The organism is Leptospira weilii (assembly GCF_006874765.1).
GTDB lineage: Bacteria > Spirochaetota > Leptospiria > Leptospirales > Leptospiraceae > Leptospira > Leptospira weilii.
Genome location: NZ_CP040840.1, coordinates 1,060,001 through 1,080,000, shown reverse-complemented (window position 1 = coordinate 1,080,000; position 20,000 = coordinate 1,060,001). Strand labels below are relative to the sequence as shown.

The following is a 20,000-nucleotide window of genomic DNA, read 5'->3' as shown; positions in this document are numbered from 1 at the left end:
CTATCTCCATGTGAATCCAAATTATTTACTACAAATTCCGAGTCCGATTGAGAAGTTCCATACTCCAAAATTTGATATATTTGAAACGGATTCGCAATATGGGTTGGAATTAGAGATGGAGTGATCTGGAAGATTTCGGCAATTGAAAACGTTTAATTTATTTGATCGCATTTGCAAACCACCGATATTGTAATTCAAATTTATTCAGGAAAGGAAAGACTTGGCAAACGAGGCAAGCCTTGACGTTGAGAATATAGAGCATACTTCTGTTGAAGCCTATTAATGAATGGGGGAAGCAGCCTACCAATTCGCTTACCTTTAACATCTTTCCATGTAACCAACTCTAAATTCCGAAAACGAAAATCAATACCTTTCCGATCCATAATCGGATATGCTATAAATTGTGAGTCTTTCTCCAAGAATAGTCCTAGGCCAGAATTATAACTTTCATCTAAATCTTTCGGCTTCATAATTGAACCGCGAATTAAGTATAACTTAACATCATCAATAGTTTCTCCCACTTTGCTTCTATCTGGGACGCAATCACATATCGCTCTTACATTTACATAATACTTTTTTCCGCATTTAAAAATATCACCCGGTGAAATGTCATTTTCATGCAGATTTTCGCTTTTAGTAAATCTCCCTCCTTCAAGAACAGCTAAAAGTTCTTCCTGGCTATGGACAATATCTGTGCTTATTACATCCTTACTAAATTCAAAAGGTGTCATTCGAGTATGAATATTCCGAGATATCAATTCGCCCAATTCTAACGATTCGTTAACACCATCCTCTGAAAAAGTTTTCCAAAGAATGCTAGGCCAACTCGGATTCATTTTATAGAAATCCAAAAACAATTTATTTTTTGCTTTAAAATACTCCCTTTCCCACTCTTTGAGTAAATAAACTGAAGCGTTGGATTTTATCCAAGTTTCAATGCTATCAAATAATTTGGTTTCACCAACTAAATCCGCTTTAGACTTTACAAAAATATGATCTGTGTTCGCACCCTTAACTAATCCTTCCTCAGCAAGTTCAGAAGTAATATCCTCTATATTTTCATTACTAAAAATGAAAATAGGACAAAAGCAGGTTTCTTTAATTTTATGAATAAACTCAATATTTTCTTTTGTTTCTTCTTTCCCTAAAGCATCCGGCATTGTCACTCCTTCGATTTCTTCAATTTTATCAAAGCGCCAATCAAGTAGAATAAAGGAAACATTCTGAAAGTGGTTTAGCACGTTTCCTTTTGGAATCGAAGAATAAGATAGAAAAGGAATTTCTTTTTCCTTTATTTGACTTACGATTTGATGAATATTTTTCTTGGGGTCCGAAGACTCAAGTTCATCATCGACTATAATACCGATTCCTTTAAATAAAGAGCTTACCATTTTTAATCTTTCTCTGAAATAAAATTAATTAAGAAATTTGCGCCAGATAAGACCTTATCTGATTTTAATTCGGCTAGTTCGATCGTGTATTCATTTCTTTCTAACAATTGTCTCGCTATATATAACCCCAATCCTCTCCCCTCCTCTCCCTTACCAGAATAAAAGGGTTCAAAAATATAAGGAACATCTGATTTAGGAATGCCAGGCCCATTGTCAGAAAAGATAAGTCGACCTTCATTGCCTTCCAGATGAATTTCTATTTTTTTTGTTTTCAATGAAATTTGCTGCAGCCAATACAGAGAATTATCGAATAAGTTTAAGAATAATTGAAGCAATACAGCATCCGTAGTTTTTGCAACAAGAGGGGAGGAGTCTTCGACAATTTTACACTGAATATTTTCTTTGTTCAAATAGCGATTGTATATTTTAATTACCTTATCAACAATATCGCGAACTCGAATATTTTTCCTTCTTTGTTTAGATGATTTAAAGAGCAACTGAATATCTTTCAACTGACTCTCAATAAAACTCATCCCACCTCTAATAGATTGTAATTCTGACAAAAGAAGCTCTTTGTCGATTACATCTTCCGATATAAAATCCTTTATAAGTGAATCAATATTCGATAACACCTTAAGCATTATTGCCATAATATCATGCGAAGCAGTTTCTACCGAAAGCCCTACTCCGGCCAACTCTTCAGTCGTTTCAGCTCTTCGAATCAAATACTTTCTTTCAGTAATGTAATCAGTCTCAATCTTCTCCAACGCTTCAATTGCTTTTGAATTTCCCTTAAGCAAAGGCTTAATATTTTCGATTTCTGCTAAAATAATCTCCGACCTGAAAATATCCTGATCATTCTTATTGATTAAATCAATTCTATATTTTTTATATTCTTTTTTTCTAATATATGACAAGAAGGTTTGTATTATTGAGATAAAATCATCAGTCGCATTCCCCTCTTCAATAAGGCCTTCTCTATTCGTTTTATCTTTTAGATTTGGATTATCGACATGAGTAATTTTTACAAAACCTACGACCTGATCGTTGCTTAAAAAATCTCCTGCACTAATCGTACCCCGATATGCATCTATTTTCAACCAATCATCATCAGGCTCTCCGTAGGGATAGACCCTAATATCGTCTCGATAAAGATAAATCCGATTCTCTTTAATTAAGCCTTTATCTTCTCGATCTAAAAGAAATCTTGCTGGAGCTTGTTTAGAAAAATCGAAAATATAAAATCCAAATTTAAATGAACCACATTCAACTTGTCGATTCTTTAGGATTTCACCTCCAACTTCGAATTTATCTTTAAAAACTTTTAATCCAGTCACCTCCGGATCAAATATTGAAATCAATTGGGCCTTGCCATTAAGCTTATAGCGAAATTCCATCCTAGAAGCGTCAAAGACTCCGTCTTCAATCTGGAGTACCGATCTATCCTTCAATAAAATATCTAATTTTTCTAAATATTGGTTCTGAAAATTGAGGTGCTGTTGGTCCTTATAGATAAACACTTCAAAGTCTTTAGATTTATTTTTAAATGGAAAAATCGATTGCAAACGAGCAAGATCATTATATACTAATTTGATCTTTTGTTTTGACCAACTCCCTTTTAAATTTGAAATTTTAATAATTGTCCCGTGCTTGCTTTTCTCTATTTCACGAGTTCCTAAGTTAATCTTTTTTTTCAAAAATGATTCCGACTCTCTCTGCTGAACCAATACTCGTATGTCATCAATAAACAAATCCTTTTCTTTTCCATGTTCAGAAAGAAATTCGTCATCGTACTTTATAAAATCATACTCTATGAAAATTTCCCTTGATTCATTTTTTGTCTTTGTTATAATTTCAACTTTCCTACCTAATTTTAATATTGCAAATCTACCAATCCCTTTCTCTCCTTGGATAATTCTTCCCTTTGGAGTTTTGCTTTTATTGGAATTTTTCTTTCTTTTTTTCTCAGGAGTTGCAGGATTCAAAAAATGATTTACAATAACCTTATAATCCATTCCGGTTCCGGAATCTTCAATTATGATCTTTGAGCTCTCGTCTTGATTAAAATTTTCGTCAAAGCCTAAAAACGAAATTTTTACCCAGTCAGCATCAGCGTCATACGCATTTTTTATTAATTCAATCAATGCAATTCTTTCATTTTTTATCAACTGTTCACCTAGCATGGTGAGTAATCGTGCGTACGGTCTTATCGAAAGATGTTCGCCTTCAGACATTTGATCTATCCTTTTATTCCGATTAAGATAAACTCTTCACTGTAGACTCTCCGCCCTGCTGAGTCTGTTGTGAATCGTCCACCTTTATCTCGATATGGAGTAAGAATTTTCTTACTTATTTTCCTTTTTGATGTTAAGATTTTTTTAAATCCAGCTTGATTGAGGGATTGAGCTAAATGGAGGGCATTATCGATGCGGACTTTTTTATATTCAGTATTACCAATTACAAAAAAAGCGATTCCTTTTTTGTTTAAGATTTCATATGACTTTAAAGCTACTTTTTGCATATCCAGGAAATATTTTGCTACAGATTTAGCCTTTCTTTTATTTTGATAAATTAATTTGGAAACAATTTTAGTTCCACTTTCATTCAGATTTTTCCACTCGCTATTAAAATTGTAATCATGCTGGAGACTACCAATCGACCCATTTCGTAGAATCCGGTAATCAGTTGCGAAATCTAACCACATCGACGAAAGCTGATGTAAATCTGCATATTCATAGGAAGTTACATAAGGCGGACTAGTTACGACTAAATCGACTTTCGGAAAGCTAACATTTTCATTAAGGAAATTTCCAGTCTGTATATCTATTTTGGAATTGCTTAAAGTACCACTTTCATCATTCGCCTGTATCATGAAGTCGCATTGTTCATTATATAAGAAAAGAATATTCTTTGTTTTCTTTGTCTTATCAAGTTGTGGCTTAATTGATTTTGTAAGCCATAAGGATGATGCTTTAAGAATATTCGAAAATGCACAGATAAAAAAAAGCCGATAATTACTATTCTCAGGAACACAGAAATGGATCGCTTGTTTTAATCTACTGAGTTCGAATAAAGTCTTCTTTGTATGCCAATATCTAAGCCTTTCGTTATTTATCATCTCAACCTTATTGAAAGGAATACTCTTAGCTTGCTTCAATATTTCGTTTTTATACTTATTGAGTCTATACGTTTGGTATTTTTGACTTTTTGCTTTCGCAATCATAGTGGCTACGGGATTAATATCGCAACCCCAAAAATCTATTCCACTCCGGGCAGCTTCGAAAGCCGTAGTTCCGCATCCACAGAAAATATCAGCCACTTTGTCGAGATTTTGATTCTGGCTACGAGCAAATTCGAATGCCTTAGTTGCAATAAAAGCAGGAAACTTAGCCGGATATGAATGAATTCTGTGCGCTTTTAATTCTCGCTCGCTACCCAAATTCCAGAACGGATCAATTTTTACAGTTTCGAAATTGAATTTTGAAACATCCTCGATCATTATCATTTGTGATTTAAACTTCCTTTTTTAATTGCCGCTATCCCATAGCCCGATTAGAAATAGGATAAAGTAACTTTGCTGTATATAAGGTAAAAGAACTAGTTAAATTCTTTATCCTTAATCTCCATTTATTATCGGCAACCAAGTTAGGTCATTTCTGCTTTTTAGCCTTCTCCATATCTAAAATTTCAACTTTTAGCTAAAAAAACAAAAAAGACATAGATATGTCAAGTATTTTTAAATAAGGAAAACTTTGAAAATAAAGCTATATAGAAACTTAGCAACTAACGATAAGACTTACTTCCAATCGTTAGACCTAATCAGGAAATGATTTAATTTGATGCAAACATTACCTGAAAGATCAATGCACTCCCTTACAAAAGAGAATTATAAATCATGCCTAATTGAATTTAGAAGATTCCCTCAATAAACTCAAGAAGGATTCATAAATTTTGATAACAATACGGTATGTTATTTTCTGCATAAAGCAATATATTCAAAATATTTTCTTAATCCGCCGAATATTCAGAAGCCTCTTCTCTTTGCACAATATAAACAAATCATTCTTTACGTTTTCTTTTAGTTAATGCGCAGAGACATTCCTTTCAACTTCCGTTTTCGGGAAGAAATCAGAAGTTGAAAGAATTAATACTTTACGTCAGTTACCTGAACATGTATTGAAATTATCCGAAGGCAGCTTTTCCATTGCATCACAATAATCGACATAACTCTCATAACATGACTCTAACGTGATTTCACTTTCAGCAACAAATAAGTAGCTTCCGACTTCTCCAACTCTAACCTTGTATTTATTCCAAATATCTGCAGCTAATTCCTTAAATTCTATCTCAAGTTTCTCTTTGCATGCTTCTTTTTCGAGTTTACTTAGATCAATATTTTCATACTTATTATTAGAATTTCCATAAAGAGCAAATCTGTTTATCCCTTCCTTTAATTCTATGAATGATCTATGCTTCTTAATTTTTTCATCAGAAAATGGCTGTCCAAGGTCCATTAAATAAAACATATGCTCTTCTGAATCATAAATAATCCCTCCTTGTAATTTATCAGGCTTGCGATACTCCTCAGAGGCGCGAGCATAGTGATTTAATTTTATATCATACATACTTTCAATCATCGCCTGAAGATCATTTATATTCGATGGCCTTATACAATTTTTAAAAATTTGATAATCTGAAATTAAAGTAACCGCTTCTCCTAACATATTAGGTCCATATGTGGCGATATAATATCGATTAAATAAGCAATTTATTTTCTCAGTTTTTATTTCTTTTGAACTTTCATAAACACCTAAATTATCACATGCCATAATAGCTCTTTTGGGTGAATTCGATAGATAAGTAAAAATCGCAGTCATATGTTAGCCTTCTTAAAACTTGAAATGAATGATTCTATATCTGGAATCTCCTCTATAATCAATTCATAATTTCTTTCGTGCATACTCGTCCGAAACCATCGTATATTACATCCAGATTTTACTACCGCTCTATAAATTTTCTTGATTTCTCGCAACTCGCTTTTCAATCCAATAGTTACGCTTTCTAAAGTTTCACAAGGGTATGAGACACAAGGAGACTTCATCCATCTCTCTAATAAAAATATCCTAACCTCTTTCTCATATTCCCAGTCTTTGAATTTTGTTTTCAAAAAAGGTTCAACGCAGGTTACTAAATCAACAGAAGTAATAACATTGAATTTATTAGGCATCGCTAATTCGTATCTTAGGTCGAAAAAGGATAAGAAATCATTATAAATTGACCAGGGTATATTAACTTGATCTTTTTCAATTAATATACCTTCAAATTGAACTCTCGTTTCGCTTTTAAAACCTAGACAAAACCCAGTGTATTTTATTAGCATAATGACCCCATAGTAGGATATTTAAATTGATTCTTGTAAAACAAGAAACTCTAGTCCTTTCTCTATAATTAAATTTTCCATTTAGAATTAAACGAGTGGCGTCCGGAGGGTTTTCTGATTTTATCATTTCTATAAAATTATTTATTTCATAAGAATTCCGTCCAAAGCTTTGAAAAAAGACTCTCCATTCGAATTCAGTACCTGCTGTTTCAAAATCTATTCGACTATCAAATGGATCATTGAAATTTTGAGGATCTTGAAAATATATAATTCTTTCCTCAATGTTTTTGTAGTTTCGCTGCGTCGGTGAAATGTATTTATAAATACTCAATTGAATCTCGTTTATTTAAAGTTTATGTAAAAAAAATCATTTTCGAAATGCAATATTAACTCATAAACAACGATAAATTACTATATTCAGGTATTAATATGTCAACAAGTTCTAATGTACTTTTTATCGCGGATTTTAAATTTGAACAGAGACGAAAAAGAGAAAATCAAGATGGTGCCACTGGTTCCGCACTCGGGAAGGGACTCACAGATAAAACTATGTGTGACTTAACGCGCTCCTTTGCACAACCCATTTCAGAAAGGGATTACCGAAATCGTGCATTATTCTCTTTGATGAGCAAAACTGGACTTCGTGCGAAGGAAGTAGTTTCTTTAAAATTTTCCAATATTTTTTCTGCTCCTTCCGGTGAATCACTTATCAAATATTTAAAGAAAGGAGGAAACTTAGGGTACGCAGTTATTGCTGAAGAGACGTTAGCTTTTATCCGTGAGTATCATTTTATAATCGATTATAAAGGTGATTATTTCTTCTTATCTATGCCTGGCAGGAATCAATATAAAAGAAATCCGCTAACCACCCGAGGACTGCAATTGATTGTTAATTCTTGGGGTGTTAAAACCTGCTCTGGTCGCATGGTTCACCCTCACGCCCTGAGATTCACAACAGGAGCGAAGTTACTCGAAACTTCCGGCTCGATCGCGGCCCAGAAGGTACTGGGGCATTCAAGTCCCGTAACGACATCCAAATATTATACTAAACCCTATTTTGATGGATCTAAGTTCCTTAGTTGGGAATGAAACGAAGAAATGACCTTGCTTGATAAACTTGAAAATAAACCACTTCAAGAATTGATCGAATCCAGAGAAATTGTTAGCTTAATGGTTCCTCCATATAAATACCGAGTGGAAGAATTCTATAATTGTCCAGTATTCGTCTCAAAGTATATTTGGATTCAGCTAGAAAGAATAAAAGGGCTTACACATTTTCACAATTACTTTACCCGAATTGTCCATGATTTAATAGCTGGAAGCATTTCACGTGTTGTTGAAAAAGAAAATCTGAATGAAGAGATATTCCTTGCCCGTTTCAATTATACTCAACCTCAAAAGAATAAATTGAGAGCATTTCGAAAAATCAAAATTTTAAAAGAATCTGAACAAAGTTTCATTTTAATCTTAGATATCAACGAAAATTAACTTCATTTTGATTAGATAGTTTCTTTCCGCAATATTCTATAGTCGTCATTTAAACAAATAAGTCTCAATTCATAAATAAAATATAGGTGAATCCCTGGCCGACTTTTGCTTATTAAAAAAAATGAGTAATCTTTATTACTCCTTAGCTTTAAGGCTGACTTGATCTATGCATCGATCAAAGCCACCCAAATATTTTCAGAATCTTCGCATGTTTACTTTTCGCCAAAACAAACCATTCATGTTAACTTCCGGGGGTCAACAGGAGTGATTTTTTTTAGTATTGGTAGTATTCGTCATCCAACCAAGGATAGACTCTTAGAGACTCGTCGATGGCCCTCTGAGTCAGCAATCCAAAGGCCTTTTTACCACCTTTAACCTGTTCTAATGCTTCATAGGCATCCTTTAGATTTGTCATATAGCCGATAACGAAATGCCTAACGACATTAATAATCGCGTCAAAGTCATCCTGAATTTCTTTATAGGCTTTTACACCATACTTCTTTTTGTATCCCGCAACCGCTGTTCCGACAACTGCTGCTTTAGAATATCTACCTACCTTCATCGGGAAATTCTCAGCATACTCCATAGGTTTGATTTCCTTTTGCTGTAGCTGATTAGAGAGTTTCTCCATCTGCCTTTCTACTTTACTTTTCTTGTTACTTTTGATATTTGAAGCTTTATTCATTAAGCTCCTCCGTTATTTAAATTTTAAATCTTTTCAATATTTCCCTTACCCTTAAGAAGCTTATCTTCGAAATCGAATGTAAGAAATATTAGAAATCATTTTGATCTCATATATCTATTCTATGGGAAACTTTCTATTTCTCAAAATCATAATGGAAAAAAGTTCACCACTTTTTTTTTAGATAACAAGGTAGGTTCGTAAAGTGATTTTATGTGAATTGAATATTCAAATCTTGGGATAAAAATTTTTTCTTAAAAAATCGAAACTTTTTCCCAGAGTGATTTTGAGAAAATGGGTAAGTTAAAAACTATGGTTATTTTTGACCTATATGATCAGCATCAGCAAGCTACTATGAGAACATTTATTATTCTATTCTTGATCCAATCATAGCTAACACCACTCAAGTTTTTTCTCGTAAACTTTCCCAAAACCAGGAATGAAAGTTCCGTATGGGTAAATCAAAGGATAAAGAAGAAGGTTGGAAAGAGCTAACGCAAGAAGGCATAACGCAGTTTAAGACGATCTTGAGCGCTATCCAGAGATTTCAGAGTATGACATTGAGATCAGCAACTACCAAAGGGGCTCATTGGGATTTTAAAAAAGATCTGCTGAAAGCAAAGGAATGTCGGATATATGTGAAGGCTACAGATGATAAGCATGTGTTCCAAGTTTACGCTGAGATAGTTGAGGGTGACAAAGTTCGCCGCAGTGAGTTTGTGTTTATTGATGGAATAACCGAAGCACGGGAAGTTTTTGAAAATCAAGGCTGGTTAGAGCATCCGGTCTTCAGTATTCTGTCCCTGAGTGACATATGTAGGGATCATAGCGCATAATGGTGCAAAAAGTCCTTTGATCCGGGCATTCACTGAAACCAAATCAAAGGACAATCGGAAAGTCTTAAATTGTCTTTTGCGAGAAAGTTTCTTTCCTTATTCTAAGAAAAGAATTTCCTTCAATTTTTTCAGTATTTCACTTTGATGCTTGAGAAAAATAGCGCAATACCGAATTTCATTTTTGGAACTTTCAATCGAAAGAAACAGGTCCGTCAATTTGTTGAGTATAGTTTCCAAAGAAACGGAAAGATAATCTTTGTACCATGAATCGAGAGAATACTCCCTATAGGTAGGGGAAAAGAGCTTTAGCAAATTTATTCTGCTTACTACAGATCCGACCCCTGAAGCGGAATTTAATTCTGTTATCGAATCCAGTAAAGAGAAAAGCATTCTATCCAGTTCGTTGTTTTCCAGTGATGCAAACAATTCTCGTAATTTTTTGTCCCTCAATCGTAGCACTTGACTGATATTCAAATCGACGAAATTTATTGCGTATCCAAATTCAGAGCCGAGCCCATTCATTTCTATTCCATGTATTTGAACCGCAATATAGCTAGAGTGACCTTGACAACCAAGTTCATAGTCGAAATATCCTTCACCTATTTCCAATCTCTCTCTTCCGTTATCGAAATTGTAGTTTTTACCAGATATGTTTTTAATATAGTTTTTGATTTCTATGCTTTTCAAAACACCTTCGTAATATGAAAAATTATTCTCCCCGAGGTAATGACTGCTAATGATCGCAATTTTACTTACATAGATTCCTTCTTCGTTAAGGATGTGGATTCCGAACGATCTCAATTTCGAAATAAACAAAGCTTCAAAGCCAATTTCAAATTCAAAATTTTCGTTTTGCTGAATCAATGTAAAGAGGTTAAAAGATACTTTCAAATCATCCATATCGGTATAGAAAATGAACTCAGTTTCATTCTCACTATACTTAGGCTCGAAGCTGTTCTCAAGTGAATAACAACCAGCTTTAATTTGAAGTTGAATTTCCCCAATGTAGAGATTCTTCTCGTTCAATTCCTTGAGATTTTCTTCAACCTGTTCTAACCCAGATTTTAAACCTTTGGGCTTCTCTGTATTGCTTATCATATTTGCAATACTCCTATTATTGTATTTCAGCCTATCCTGTATCTAACCAGATCTTATTCGTTCATACCTGGTTCCTCAAACCCGAATGAGGACTGATATTATAATTAGTGAAAAGTTTTTGAAGATTGAATTTGGTAGAACTGTAGATGTTGAATTAAGAGCCTCGGCTCTGTGAATAGGTAATCGTCCTTGATTGTACAAAAATTCGCGGTACTTATGTTGTTGAATTGTTTTGTAATAAGAAGCGTTACTAAGGACAAATTCGGCTTATGTCGTGTAAGGTATTAGAATCGAATGAGACCTAATCAATCAGGCCACGATAAGTTTTTTCTAAAAATATGAAAAGAGAGTTAAAATTTAGTAGAGGAATTTGAAATATACGCTGGCCTGGGATTAGACCTCCCTTGAGAGAGATTAACTTTGAATCTGAAAAACCCTTTTGACTACCTTGGCATCGATACCATTCGACTTTTTATTGAAGGCCCTAACGTTGAACAGAACGACTTTCTTCGAGCTTTACGAATTAGACAAGGTCAGAGGGGGGACCGATTTTATGATCGTGCCAATGGAGTGATGATCATCGAGGTTTTCAAAGACGGATTTAGATTCTACATTATCAGTTTTTCTCTATCTCGCCTCTACAATGGAGTAAATTACTCTTCTTATGCCCCATTCGACTACGAAGATTTAGTAAAAAGGCTAATGTCGATTTTAGAAGTCGCAGGATTTGTGGTTAAAGATTGGGCTGCTGTGAAGTTATCTAGACTGGACGTGTTCTTGAATATAGAATTGGAACACTCTTATGAGTATTATGCTCCAATCCTAAAGACGATTTCCCTACCTCGAACAGAATCGAAAAGCTACGAAACATCCAAGTATCTGAAGAACAAACGCTTAACGTTGATGACCTATGATAAGAAGACACAACTCGAAAAAAGGAAGAATTTGAAAATTCAAGATAATGTTCTGAGGATTGAATTGAGGTATTTGAAGGCTCAAAAAATTAAACAGACCTTCGGAGTCAACTTGCTGCACGAGCTAAAGGCAGAGCATATTGAGAAAGACTTTTATAAAAAGTTGGAATCGGCTTTTTCTGAATTAGGTAAATTCTCTGTTTATCCCACTCTGAGCTTAAGCCGTAAGAATGAATTTGTAAAATACTTTAAGGAAAAGAAAGCACGGTTCCCCGAAAAGTTAGGAATAATGGTAAATTCATTCTACAGGAAAGATAAAATAGGGAAACTTCAAGAATTATTATCTGCAATGAGAAATACGTCAATTCAATCGGAAAAATCTTCGGAAGCTCAGAGAAAAAAGAAGGAACGCGATATAAAGAAAGCTCTGTCTTTTGTGAATCTTGGAATCTTCATAGATTTTGAAAAAAGGGACTTCGGCCAATCCTTGAATCTAATCAAGAGTGTAGTGTTTCATAGACAACTTAAAATTGCTCGGCTCGACGAAGTAGTAAAAGTTGAGCATAGAAGATACAATAAAAATGAGGGTGCTATGGATTTCAGTATGTTCTCCTGGGATGATGTGCAAAGGATACTATTGAAAGCATCTTGAGGACTGATACTTTATAGTTTTTTTTAATAAGTATTCTAACCTACTCTCTATCATTCAGCACTCATCATGTTTTCTCATTTTTATATTTAATTATAAGGGATTTTTTACTTCTACTTCCATTCATAATTTCCTCATTTCTATTTTCTCCCACTTCTAAGTAAACTTTTACGTTCTCTCACTAATTAAGCATGAGTGAGATCGGGACGAATAATATTGTTAAGTATTCTAAAAGGTATATATCGGAAAGCTACAGCTTTTTCATCGAGTTGCTTTACCGACTTGGATTTGATATACGGAAAGAATTTGAGGGAACAGAAAACAAAAGAATTACCTACTTTTCAAGTGAAGGTTATGTAACATTCTTCCTGAGTAATAGAAAGAATCAGCTTTTCGGATTCATCAGTAATCATTTTCTTTCTAGATTAGGAATTTATAAAGAATGGAATGGTAGATTTATCTCAAGAAGGGATCTTGCAGAGTATAGAAAACAAAGAAACTTAGCTTTGTCTGAACATCCTAATTCCGATATTCTCTACATTGATCTCGATACTCACAATCCTACTTTTTTTAATATTCCATTTACTTCTTACGTTCAGTTCATTCAAAAACTCCTTAGTGCTGTTGAAGAGAACCTAGGTTGTGTTCCAGTATTTTGTGAGATCTCAAGATTACGTCGTGGTGCTCATATTTTTTTCAGAACTGAGAATACTTGGGATAAGGAAAACATATTTCTTTTGATCGAGCGTGTATTGAAAGCAACTGATAATAGAATTAAACTGGAATTGAGAAAGGAACAAGGTAAAGGTTATAGACTTCCATTTGCTTGGGACTATTTGCCTTACTCAATAGAAAGGAAAACAATTATACGTAGTATCCCAGTGGCTTTGAAGGAAACGTTGAGAATCCTGGATTCAAATCTTTACAAGATTAACTACAATACAGCTTCGGGAGTGTTGTATCAGAATAACACTGAGTTACTATCAGAGAGTTTCATTTATAAAATTGAAGGTAGTGGATCGATTTGGAAGAAAGAAAGACAGCATAAGGAAGGCGAATCTAATTCATTCCAGATTACTGAGGGAAATCGAGTCGGCGGAGAGAAAACAATTTTCAAAGTTCTGAATTATTGCTTATCCAAAGGAATGGATTACGAACAGACAAAGGAATTTTGCCTTTCTTGCAATGCAGGGAGTAAGGATCTTACTGCGATCGCAAAGAATCCAAATGGTAAAGAAGAGAAAGATCTTAAAACTCTTTACGAATATTGCAAAATAAACTTCAAGAGTGAGTATGCTCCTTCAAGTCTAAGTGAGAATGAGGGTAAATCATTTCACTCAAACTTACAATATCTGACTCCTATAGATCTCCAATGGATTGATGCTGAGGTTTATTATTCCTTTGATTTTTCTCGAAACAAGACTTTTGATAATCTTAAACTTATTATGAAGGAAGTCGTTGGCAAATTCAATTACGATGTTTATGTGAACAAAAGAAAAATCTCAGATTCAGTAAGGCTAAAGAAGGAAGTGAAAGAAAAGCTTTGTGAGGGCGCTCAGTTCAGTGATTCATTCTTTTATTCATTAAAGCGGCACTATAAAATTAAGTTCAGCGTAAAAGAATTTAAGAATAAGATTCTGAATCAAACTCGGATATTTGCTCCAATTGATAACGGCATCAAAGGTGGATTTCTAAATCTACCGTATATTCGATCATGTAAACAATACACTCTTACGTATGACAATCTATGGATGGAATATTTTGGAGACCAATTCAAGAAGAAAATTTCGTAGTATCTAAGATTTCTTATAACTGTCTCTGTTCTCTATAAGAAAACTTCCCACTCAGCTTTTAAATGAATGGGATCGTATGAGTGAAATCAATTTCAATGGTCTTTGTTTTGTACCCGCCCTAAGGTTTCCGAAGTAACAGGAAACTGAGATTTAATTCCTAAAGACGGGACTCATTTTGATTTCTCTATTTATTTAAGAATTTATTCCTGCTATCCAAATAAAAAGAAACGATTTTTTAGGTGAGATTAATAAAAGTCAATTTGACCTGAATTAGAAATTTGAATTTTATTTGATCAATAATATTTGAATAATAAAAATAACAAATATGGAACAAGTTCCGTCATTTATTGATTTCAAAAAAATTATAATTATAGGAAATCGAACTCAAGAAAAGAACTGCGCTATTTGTAAGAGAGAGTTTTCAAATAAGATAAAACCATCTAGAGAACATTTGTTCCCCGAGAGTATTGGAGGAACCATAACAGTATTCGGAATATATTGTATCAAATGCAATTCAACCCTTGGAAAGGGTATAGATAAAGATCTATTCGAAAATTTTCAATTTCCTGCAACTGTCTTAAATGTTTTCAGGTCAAATTCCAATCCATTGCCTAATTTTAAAGTAAAACTCAGTAACTCGGGAGACCAGAAAAATATCGCTGTAATAAAGCCCGGTGGTCTTATACAGCAGGATAAGTGGATTGAAGAAGAAATCTCAAATAACAAAAGAAATATAAAAATTAGAGGAAATACCGAACAAGAGATATTGAATAAAGCAATAAAGGTCGAAAAGAGTCTTCTTGAGAGGAAAAAACCATATCACAAAGGAGCAATCAAAGAACTCGATAGAAGCGTTATCCTAGAGGAAAGCTTAATGGATTTCGATTTAAGCTTTTCCACAGGAAATCTAAATGTTTTGCTTTCTATTCTAAAAATGGCATTCACATATTGCTTAAAAGAAAATGTACCTCTCGAATTTATTAGTCATATCCCTTCATTATTGAAGAAAGAGGATAAAAGACTTGGTATAGTTATACCTTACCCATATCCCCGCCTTTCCTCTGACGAAATTTCTAAATTAGACATTTACCATAGTATATTATTGATTGGAGTTTCAAAGCAGAACGAATTATTCGCAGTAGTTGAATTATTCTCATGTTTTAAATATCATGTTTTTTTGAGTTCTAGATTCGAAGGTCCGGACTTTGCAACTTTTATCAGTCAAAATTGTATTACCGGAAATGAAAAATCTGATCCTAAACCCACATTAAATTATGAAATCTTTGTGACTCCGAAAGAAATTACGGAAGCCCAGGTTATTGAAGGATTTGAGAAACAAGTAAATCCTTTTCGCTCTCTGATTGATCGGATTATTTGGTCGCATCTTTTAGATAAAAAATTGGACTTCGATTTCGGTCCCTTAAAAAAAGGAGAAATAATAAATGAGTCCCGACTTCAAGAAATTCTTGTACAACGAATACATCCTAATCCTACCTTCGAAATACTAAATCATTAGAAAATATTTGGAGAATCTAATTAATGAGCAAAGTAAGTAAATTTATTATTAAAGGAATTGATGGTGTAGAAATTAACGCAGGCGGACTGCAAATGTGGGATAATTTGCTATTGAAACGAGCAAGTAACTACGATCACCCTGCTGAAAGCCCTCTACAATTCAGAAGAGTCGCCACTGTCGGAAATGATAAGTGTCTTACTTTTATTGAGCTCCAATGGTATCAAGCCATTGAATACGTTGAAGATAAGGAAGAAGGTCAGTACGAAATTAAAAAGTGGTCTCTTATTTCGAATGATTCCAATATTTCATCAATTACTCAGAATTTTTACAGTAATGTTGGCCAAGTAGCAGGCAAAGATATAATCATAAAAATAGAGAACATAAACACCAATATAATCTTCGATACTCTTATAAAATCTGTCGAAAAATCATTAGATATTCCCGAACCAGAGAAGAACAAAATCATTGATTCAATTAAAAGCATCGCATCCAACCAATATGTAAGTGGACTTTCTACAAGTTTGATTTTTGACGTTCTTAAAAATCTAATCCAGGGATAAATCTTCTGAAGTGAAACCTATAAGTTTTATTCCGAAATAAATGAAAGTTATTATTTCGGAATGGTTAATAGTCACTGAATTTCTTTATCAAACATTTCCTTCGCGCGAGAACACGTCTCTTCTGAATTGGTATAGAAAAGTGTCGGCATGGTTAGTGAAACAATTAAGTTTTGAGTACAGTCCATTGTAAGCAATCCGACATTTCTATCAAATTTCTTAATTTTACACCCTTTCTTAAATACGTATTTACTTGGAAAAAATGCTTCATAGGCAGAATCGCCAGTATCAAGACATTTAGTGGGAAAATCTTTTTTCGAATGAACGTAAAAGAAAATATACCAATTCTTCGTATTGATAGAAATAAATTGCTCAAGTTGATTGCATCGCTCCTCACTGGGCGTATAAAAATATTCGGAATCGCCGCACGCAATCGTATTTATATCCTCTAAGCCTTCTAACTTTCTGAGAAATTGATTTTTACATTCAGTGTTGCTCTTCTTTATTCCAGAGAGCGAAAGATCTATTTTCATAGCTTGCTTTGTTTCAATTACATTCTTGCATTGAAGTTCCTTTGTATCAAGATACCAGCTATTTTCTTTATCTGCTGAGAACAGAGAAACGGAAAATAGAACAGCGATAGTGAATAAAATCTTTTTCATAGATTGCTCCTAAGTTTTAATAAACGTCTTTTCTCTCATTCTCGAATATAGAATAAAAGGAAATTGATTTTTCTAATACAGTGGATTTTCCAGGCTTTAACCTACGCTCGATGAGAGCATGAAGCCAGGTGAATGAATAGGTATTCCCAAGTTTGCTTAGGAATATCTGCATACTACTTATTCTTGCAGTTAAGACATGTTACCATAGGATTTGCTCTCCGAATTATTGTTTTGAAAGTTAGGTGAAATCGAAGAAATATTCCTGAGGTCATAGTATAACCGCTGTTTTGTTGAAAAAAACAGACATTATACCCCGAATTGAATGGAAATTGCTTACTATTTTCAGAACAGACATTATACGGTCTGGTTTAAATTACAAGAAAATTCTACATTTTTTGGGTGAATTTAGAAACGTATGAGAAGAGCTTTCGTAAAAAATTAGGCGCAAAAGTTAAAGAATTGAGAATCGAAAAAGGACTTACTCAAGAAGATATGGAGGATAGTTCAAATGGGATACCATATAGAACATTTGTAGAATTGGAACGGGGAAACTCTAATGTTACGATTCACACTTTAATAAAAGTAGCTCTGAGACTTGGAGTAAAACCTAAAGATCTATTTGATTTCTAAAATCCTTCCTTGATATATAAATTTTGTCTTTTCTTAAATGATTAAAAAACTATTACCTTTCGAAAACGAAATAATTGGCTCTCAGATTACAGATGATTCAGGGGCTCAGCACGATTCAAATTTATCACGCGTGATATATTTGATAGAAAATTATCTAATCAAAATTAAAACAGATAATTCCGGTTGGGACACTCTTTATCAAGATCCAGAAGATGGCAGATACTGGGAAGCAACTTATCCTCAGAGTAGCATTCATGGTGGTGGACCAATTAGTCTTTTTGCACTTACTGATGAGCAGGCGAAAAAGAAGTTTAAATTGTCTTAGTTAATAATTCTATTATTAGTGCTAAAAATAGAAATGGTATGAATAGAAAATTGATTTTAACATTTATAGTTTTTTCGGTCAGTTACTGTAACGATCTGAATTTTAAATCACAGATCATGTATGTCAAAGAGAGACAGACTGCATCATTCTATTTTGATCCTGAACTCCGCGAAAGTAAAATCGAAGATCTAAATGAAAGAACAGGAGTCGCAGTTGCTGAGCAATTATTTCGGTTCGATTTCAAATCGTTCAAAATTCTTAAATTATATAAAATTCAACATGGCATGTCTGAAGGTTATGCGCTTTCAGATTATTTTACTTCCGAGGTTCCTATTCTCAAAAGAGAATTAAATGGCTCCAGCAGCGAATCATTTTTAGGTCAATGGGGATCATTTTCTGAGTTCGAAAATACAGTTGGCTTTGATGAAATCGAAGGTTTGAATTTCAAGAAGGAAAATGGAAAAATCAATTTGTGTTATTTTGGCTTAGATCAGAATTGCTATGAAGATATAACGATAAATTGTAAACAATATGACTGTGAGATCAATCAAAAGCAGAATGTCGCTTTAGGTAAATTTAAAATATTGAATAATCGTGTTATTGAAGTTACGCAATTTGAACGGTATAGCTCTAAAAAATATGGTGAAAATTTTCACTTTCAGGATGGCTCCGAAGTGATTCGAACACCCAATAAGTTTTTACTTAATTTTCAGGATTAAAAAGAATTCAAGTTTCCAACATTAAGTGAATATAGACTTCTCCTAACTCTGCTTCTCACTTCATTCAAGCTTGCTCATGAACCATCGTTTCGATTCTGTATGTTCATTTTCTTTTCTTTCTGAAAACAAAATCATAGAAAAAATTTCTTGTTTTTAATGCTGGTATCGAGCTTTGCTTTTTTGCATAAAAATTTATGCAAGCAGCTCTAAAATTACCACCTTCAATCATTCCCAATCAATCCGACAGAGACAAAGCAAGTTGGTCTGAAATCTGTATGTTTCTACAATGGAAAGACAACCGCCCTCTACCATTTTCATCAGCACACGAGACGCAAAATAAGCCACCCACTAAAATGAGGATCGTTCAGGATCTGAATTTTAGTACCGCAAAAATTCTACCCTCTCCCCCTAAGCCTCTCACTTCAGCACAACTTAAGGAGAAACGTAAGAACCCTGCAATCAATATTCCTTTCTTTACTGAACTAACAAAGAAGATACTGAATGATTTCTACCCTAAATATTGCATTAATTGTCCGGACAAATTACTGACTAAGGAGATCTCAACTCAACCTGAATTGATCCGCTGTGAGAAATGTAGATATCTAACGTCAAGGCTGAGCTACACTCCTCTGCATCACATGAAACTTCCTCTGTGGATGTTCTCATACGTTTTCTACGAGAGCATGATTCAACACCCAAAGGTAGTTACCTCAACTGAGATCAGCAAGAGACTGAAAATATCCTACAAAGGTGCTTCACTTCTAAAGAAACGATTCCAGCTTTTCGCATCACAGCAATTACCAAAATACAAGAAACTGACGTATGATGCCCTCGATCAAGAGTTCAAAGGATTTACCCTACCACCCGACGAAAACACTGATATTACCCATTTAATGGAAAACAGACCCTACGTTTCAGCAGATACAATGGTCCTTTTTTCCGCTTCTGAGAGAGCAAATGGAGGTAGAAAACGATACAGACATGGTGGTTCAACAGCTTCTATTTACCTTTCTGAGAGTCTTGGAGGCAGGCAAGTAGGCACCTTAGTTCACACAATTGGAGTGAAAAAAGGCCCTGTTTTCTTCAATTCAGTGCCAAATCAGAAGGCTAACACCCTTGGACCCATCATCAAAGATCACCTTCCTTTACACACTCCATTGATGACTGATGAAGGGTATCCTTGGCTTTGGGGCATTTACTCTAACCACAGATCTGTAAACCATTCTGCCCGATCAAAGGACATACGCTACAGATGGGCTAAAGATCGATGGTCCAAGAATGGAGTTCACAATCAAGTAGCAGAGGCAAATCACAGAGTTTTGAAATCTGCTTTTGCTTCGTACTATTATATCCGTCCCGA

19 protein-coding genes and 1 pseudogene (2 of these 20 running past the window's edge) are annotated in these 20,000 nt (G+C 34.1%); 12 read left to right on the top strand and 8 right to left on the bottom strand.

Going from position 1 to position 20,000, the window contains the following annotated elements; all coding sequences use genetic code 11:
* On the top strand, positions 1 to 124 hold the final stretch of the coding sequence (locus FHG67_RS05200) for a tyrosine-type recombinase/integrase (RefSeq protein ID WP_004498002.1). 749 nt of this gene lie to the left of the window's left edge; 124 of the gene's 873 nt are visible here — the last part of the coding sequence; the start codon falls outside the window, past its left edge; it ends in the stop codon at positions 122 to 124.
* Between the two features lie 76 nt (positions 125 to 200).
* On the opposite strand, the gene FHG67_RS05195 is transcribed toward FHG67_RS05200, so the two are convergent.
* The 5 genes from FHG67_RS05195 to FHG67_RS05175 form a co-directional block, all read right to left on the bottom strand.
* On the bottom strand, positions 201 to 1,391 hold the full coding sequence (locus FHG67_RS05195; RefSeq protein WP_004498014.1) for a hypothetical protein: 1,191 nt from the start codon (positions 1,389 to 1,391) through the stop codon (positions 201 to 203).
* A 2-nt stretch (positions 1,392 to 1,393) separates the two neighbouring features.
* Positions 1,394 to 3,625, bottom strand: a complete 2,232-nt coding sequence (locus tag FHG67_RS05190) for a sensor histidine kinase (protein ID WP_004500947.1) — start codon at positions 3,623 to 3,625, stop codon at positions 1,394 to 1,396.
* A gap of 5 nt (positions 3,626 to 3,630) precedes the next feature.
* Positions 3,631 to 4,890, bottom strand: coding sequence for a class I SAM-dependent methyltransferase (locus FHG67_RS05185; RefSeq protein ID WP_244947476.1), 1,260 nt, complete (start codon positions 4,888 to 4,890; stop codon positions 3,631 to 3,633).
* 658 nt (positions 4,891 to 5,548) lie between these two features.
* Positions 5,549 to 6,268: a hypothetical protein gene (locus FHG67_RS05180; protein ID WP_004498012.1), complete on the bottom strand. Its 720-nt coding sequence runs from the start codon at positions 6,266 to 6,268 to the stop codon at positions 5,549 to 5,551.
* Positions 6,265 to 6,771, bottom strand: a complete 507-nt coding sequence (locus FHG67_RS05175; protein WP_232423595.1) for a hypothetical protein — start codon at positions 6,769 to 6,771, stop codon at positions 6,265 to 6,267. Before FHG67_RS05175 ends, FHG67_RS05180 begins: the two co-directional genes overlap by 4 nt.
* Positions 6,772 to 7,200: 429 nt before the next feature.
* Between FHG67_RS05175 and FHG67_RS05170 the strand changes: the two genes are divergently transcribed.
* Positions 7,201 to 7,860: a tyrosine-type recombinase/integrase gene (locus tag FHG67_RS05170; RefSeq protein WP_004498020.1), complete on the top strand. Its 660-nt coding sequence runs from the start codon at positions 7,201 to 7,203 to the stop codon at positions 7,858 to 7,860.
* Between the two features lie 9 nt (positions 7,861 to 7,869).
* A complete protein-coding gene (locus tag FHG67_RS05165; protein WP_004498024.1) occupies positions 7,870 to 8,259 on the top strand; it encodes a hypothetical protein in 390 nt (129 codons plus the stop codon).
* A gap of 274 nt (positions 8,260 to 8,533) precedes the next feature.
* Here the strand turns inward: FHG67_RS05165 and FHG67_RS05160 are convergent, their stop codons facing one another.
* On the bottom strand, positions 8,534 to 8,944 hold the full coding sequence (locus tag FHG67_RS05160; RefSeq protein WP_004498005.1) for a hypothetical protein: 411 nt from the start codon (positions 8,942 to 8,944) through the stop codon (positions 8,534 to 8,536).
* Between the two features lie 449 nt (positions 8,945 to 9,393).
* Here FHG67_RS05160 and FHG67_RS05155 point away from each other — a divergent pair, with 449 nt between their 5' ends.
* Positions 9,394 to 9,777 carry an LIC_13246 family protein gene (locus FHG67_RS05155; RefSeq protein WP_036074774.1) on the top strand — a complete coding sequence of 128 codons (384 nt, stop codon included), beginning with the start codon at positions 9,394 to 9,396 and terminating at the stop codon, positions 9,775 to 9,777.
* A 96-nt stretch (positions 9,778 to 9,873) separates the two neighbouring features.
* Here FHG67_RS05155 and FHG67_RS05150 read toward each other — a convergent pair whose 3' ends face one another.
* The gene (locus FHG67_RS05150) at positions 9,874 to 10,875 is read right to left on the bottom strand and encodes a hypothetical protein (RefSeq protein ID WP_004498019.1); all 1,002 of its coding nucleotides are present in this window, start codon (positions 10,873 to 10,875) and stop codon (positions 9,874 to 9,876) included.
* Positions 10,876 to 11,820: 945 nt separating this feature from the next.
* Here FHG67_RS05150 and FHG67_RS22225 point away from each other — a divergent pair.
* From FHG67_RS22225 to FHG67_RS05130, 4 genes are all read left to right on the top strand, one after another.
* Positions 11,821 to 12,441 (top strand): hypothetical protein, encoded by a 621-nt coding sequence (locus FHG67_RS22225; protein WP_232423596.1) that lies wholly within the window; start codon positions 11,821 to 11,823, stop codon positions 12,439 to 12,441.
* Positions 12,442 to 12,629: 188 nt separating this feature from the next.
* Positions 12,630 to 14,231 (top strand): hypothetical protein, encoded by a 1,602-nt coding sequence (locus tag FHG67_RS05140; RefSeq protein WP_004498671.1) that lies wholly within the window; start codon positions 12,630 to 12,632, stop codon positions 14,229 to 14,231.
* A 325-nt stretch (positions 14,232 to 14,556) separates the two neighbouring features.
* Entirely contained in the window at positions 14,557 to 15,747 is a 1,191-nt protein-coding gene (locus FHG67_RS05135) for an HNH endonuclease (RefSeq protein ID WP_004498010.1), read from the top strand.
* Positions 15,748 to 15,770: 23 nt separating this feature from the next.
* The gene (locus FHG67_RS05130) at positions 15,771 to 16,307 is read left to right on the top strand and encodes a hypothetical protein (protein ID WP_100224541.1); all 537 of its coding nucleotides are present in this window, start codon (positions 15,771 to 15,773) and stop codon (positions 16,305 to 16,307) included.
* Positions 16,308 to 16,378: 71 nt separating this feature from the next.
* On the opposite strand, the gene FHG67_RS05125 is transcribed toward FHG67_RS05130, so the two are convergent.
* The gene (locus FHG67_RS05125; RefSeq protein ID WP_004498650.1) at positions 16,379 to 16,966 is read right to left on the bottom strand and encodes a hypothetical protein; all 588 of its coding nucleotides are present in this window, start codon (positions 16,964 to 16,966) and stop codon (positions 16,379 to 16,381) included.
* Positions 16,967 to 17,365: 399 nt separating this feature from the next.
* Between FHG67_RS05125 and FHG67_RS05120 the strand changes: the two genes are divergently transcribed.
* From FHG67_RS05120 to FHG67_RS05105, 4 genes and pseudogenes are all read left to right on the top strand, one after another.
* A complete protein-coding gene (locus FHG67_RS05120) occupies positions 17,366 to 17,596 on the top strand; it encodes a helix-turn-helix domain-containing protein (RefSeq protein ID WP_004498015.1) in 231 nt (76 codons plus the stop codon).
* Positions 17,597 to 17,633: 37 nt separating this feature from the next.
* Positions 17,634 to 17,921 (top strand): Imm27 family immunity protein, encoded by a 288-nt coding sequence (locus FHG67_RS05115; RefSeq protein ID WP_036086000.1) that lies wholly within the window; start codon positions 17,634 to 17,636, stop codon positions 17,919 to 17,921.
* Positions 17,922 to 17,959: 38 nt separating this feature from the next.
* The gene (locus FHG67_RS05110; protein WP_004498658.1) at positions 17,960 to 18,640 is read left to right on the top strand and encodes a hypothetical protein; all 681 of its coding nucleotides are present in this window, start codon (positions 17,960 to 17,962) and stop codon (positions 18,638 to 18,640) included.
* Positions 18,641 to 18,834: 194 nt separating this feature from the next.
* Positions 18,835 to 20,000: pseudogene (locus FHG67_RS05105) on the top strand (transposase) (its annotated part continues 70 nt past the right edge of the window); the annotation flags it as partial.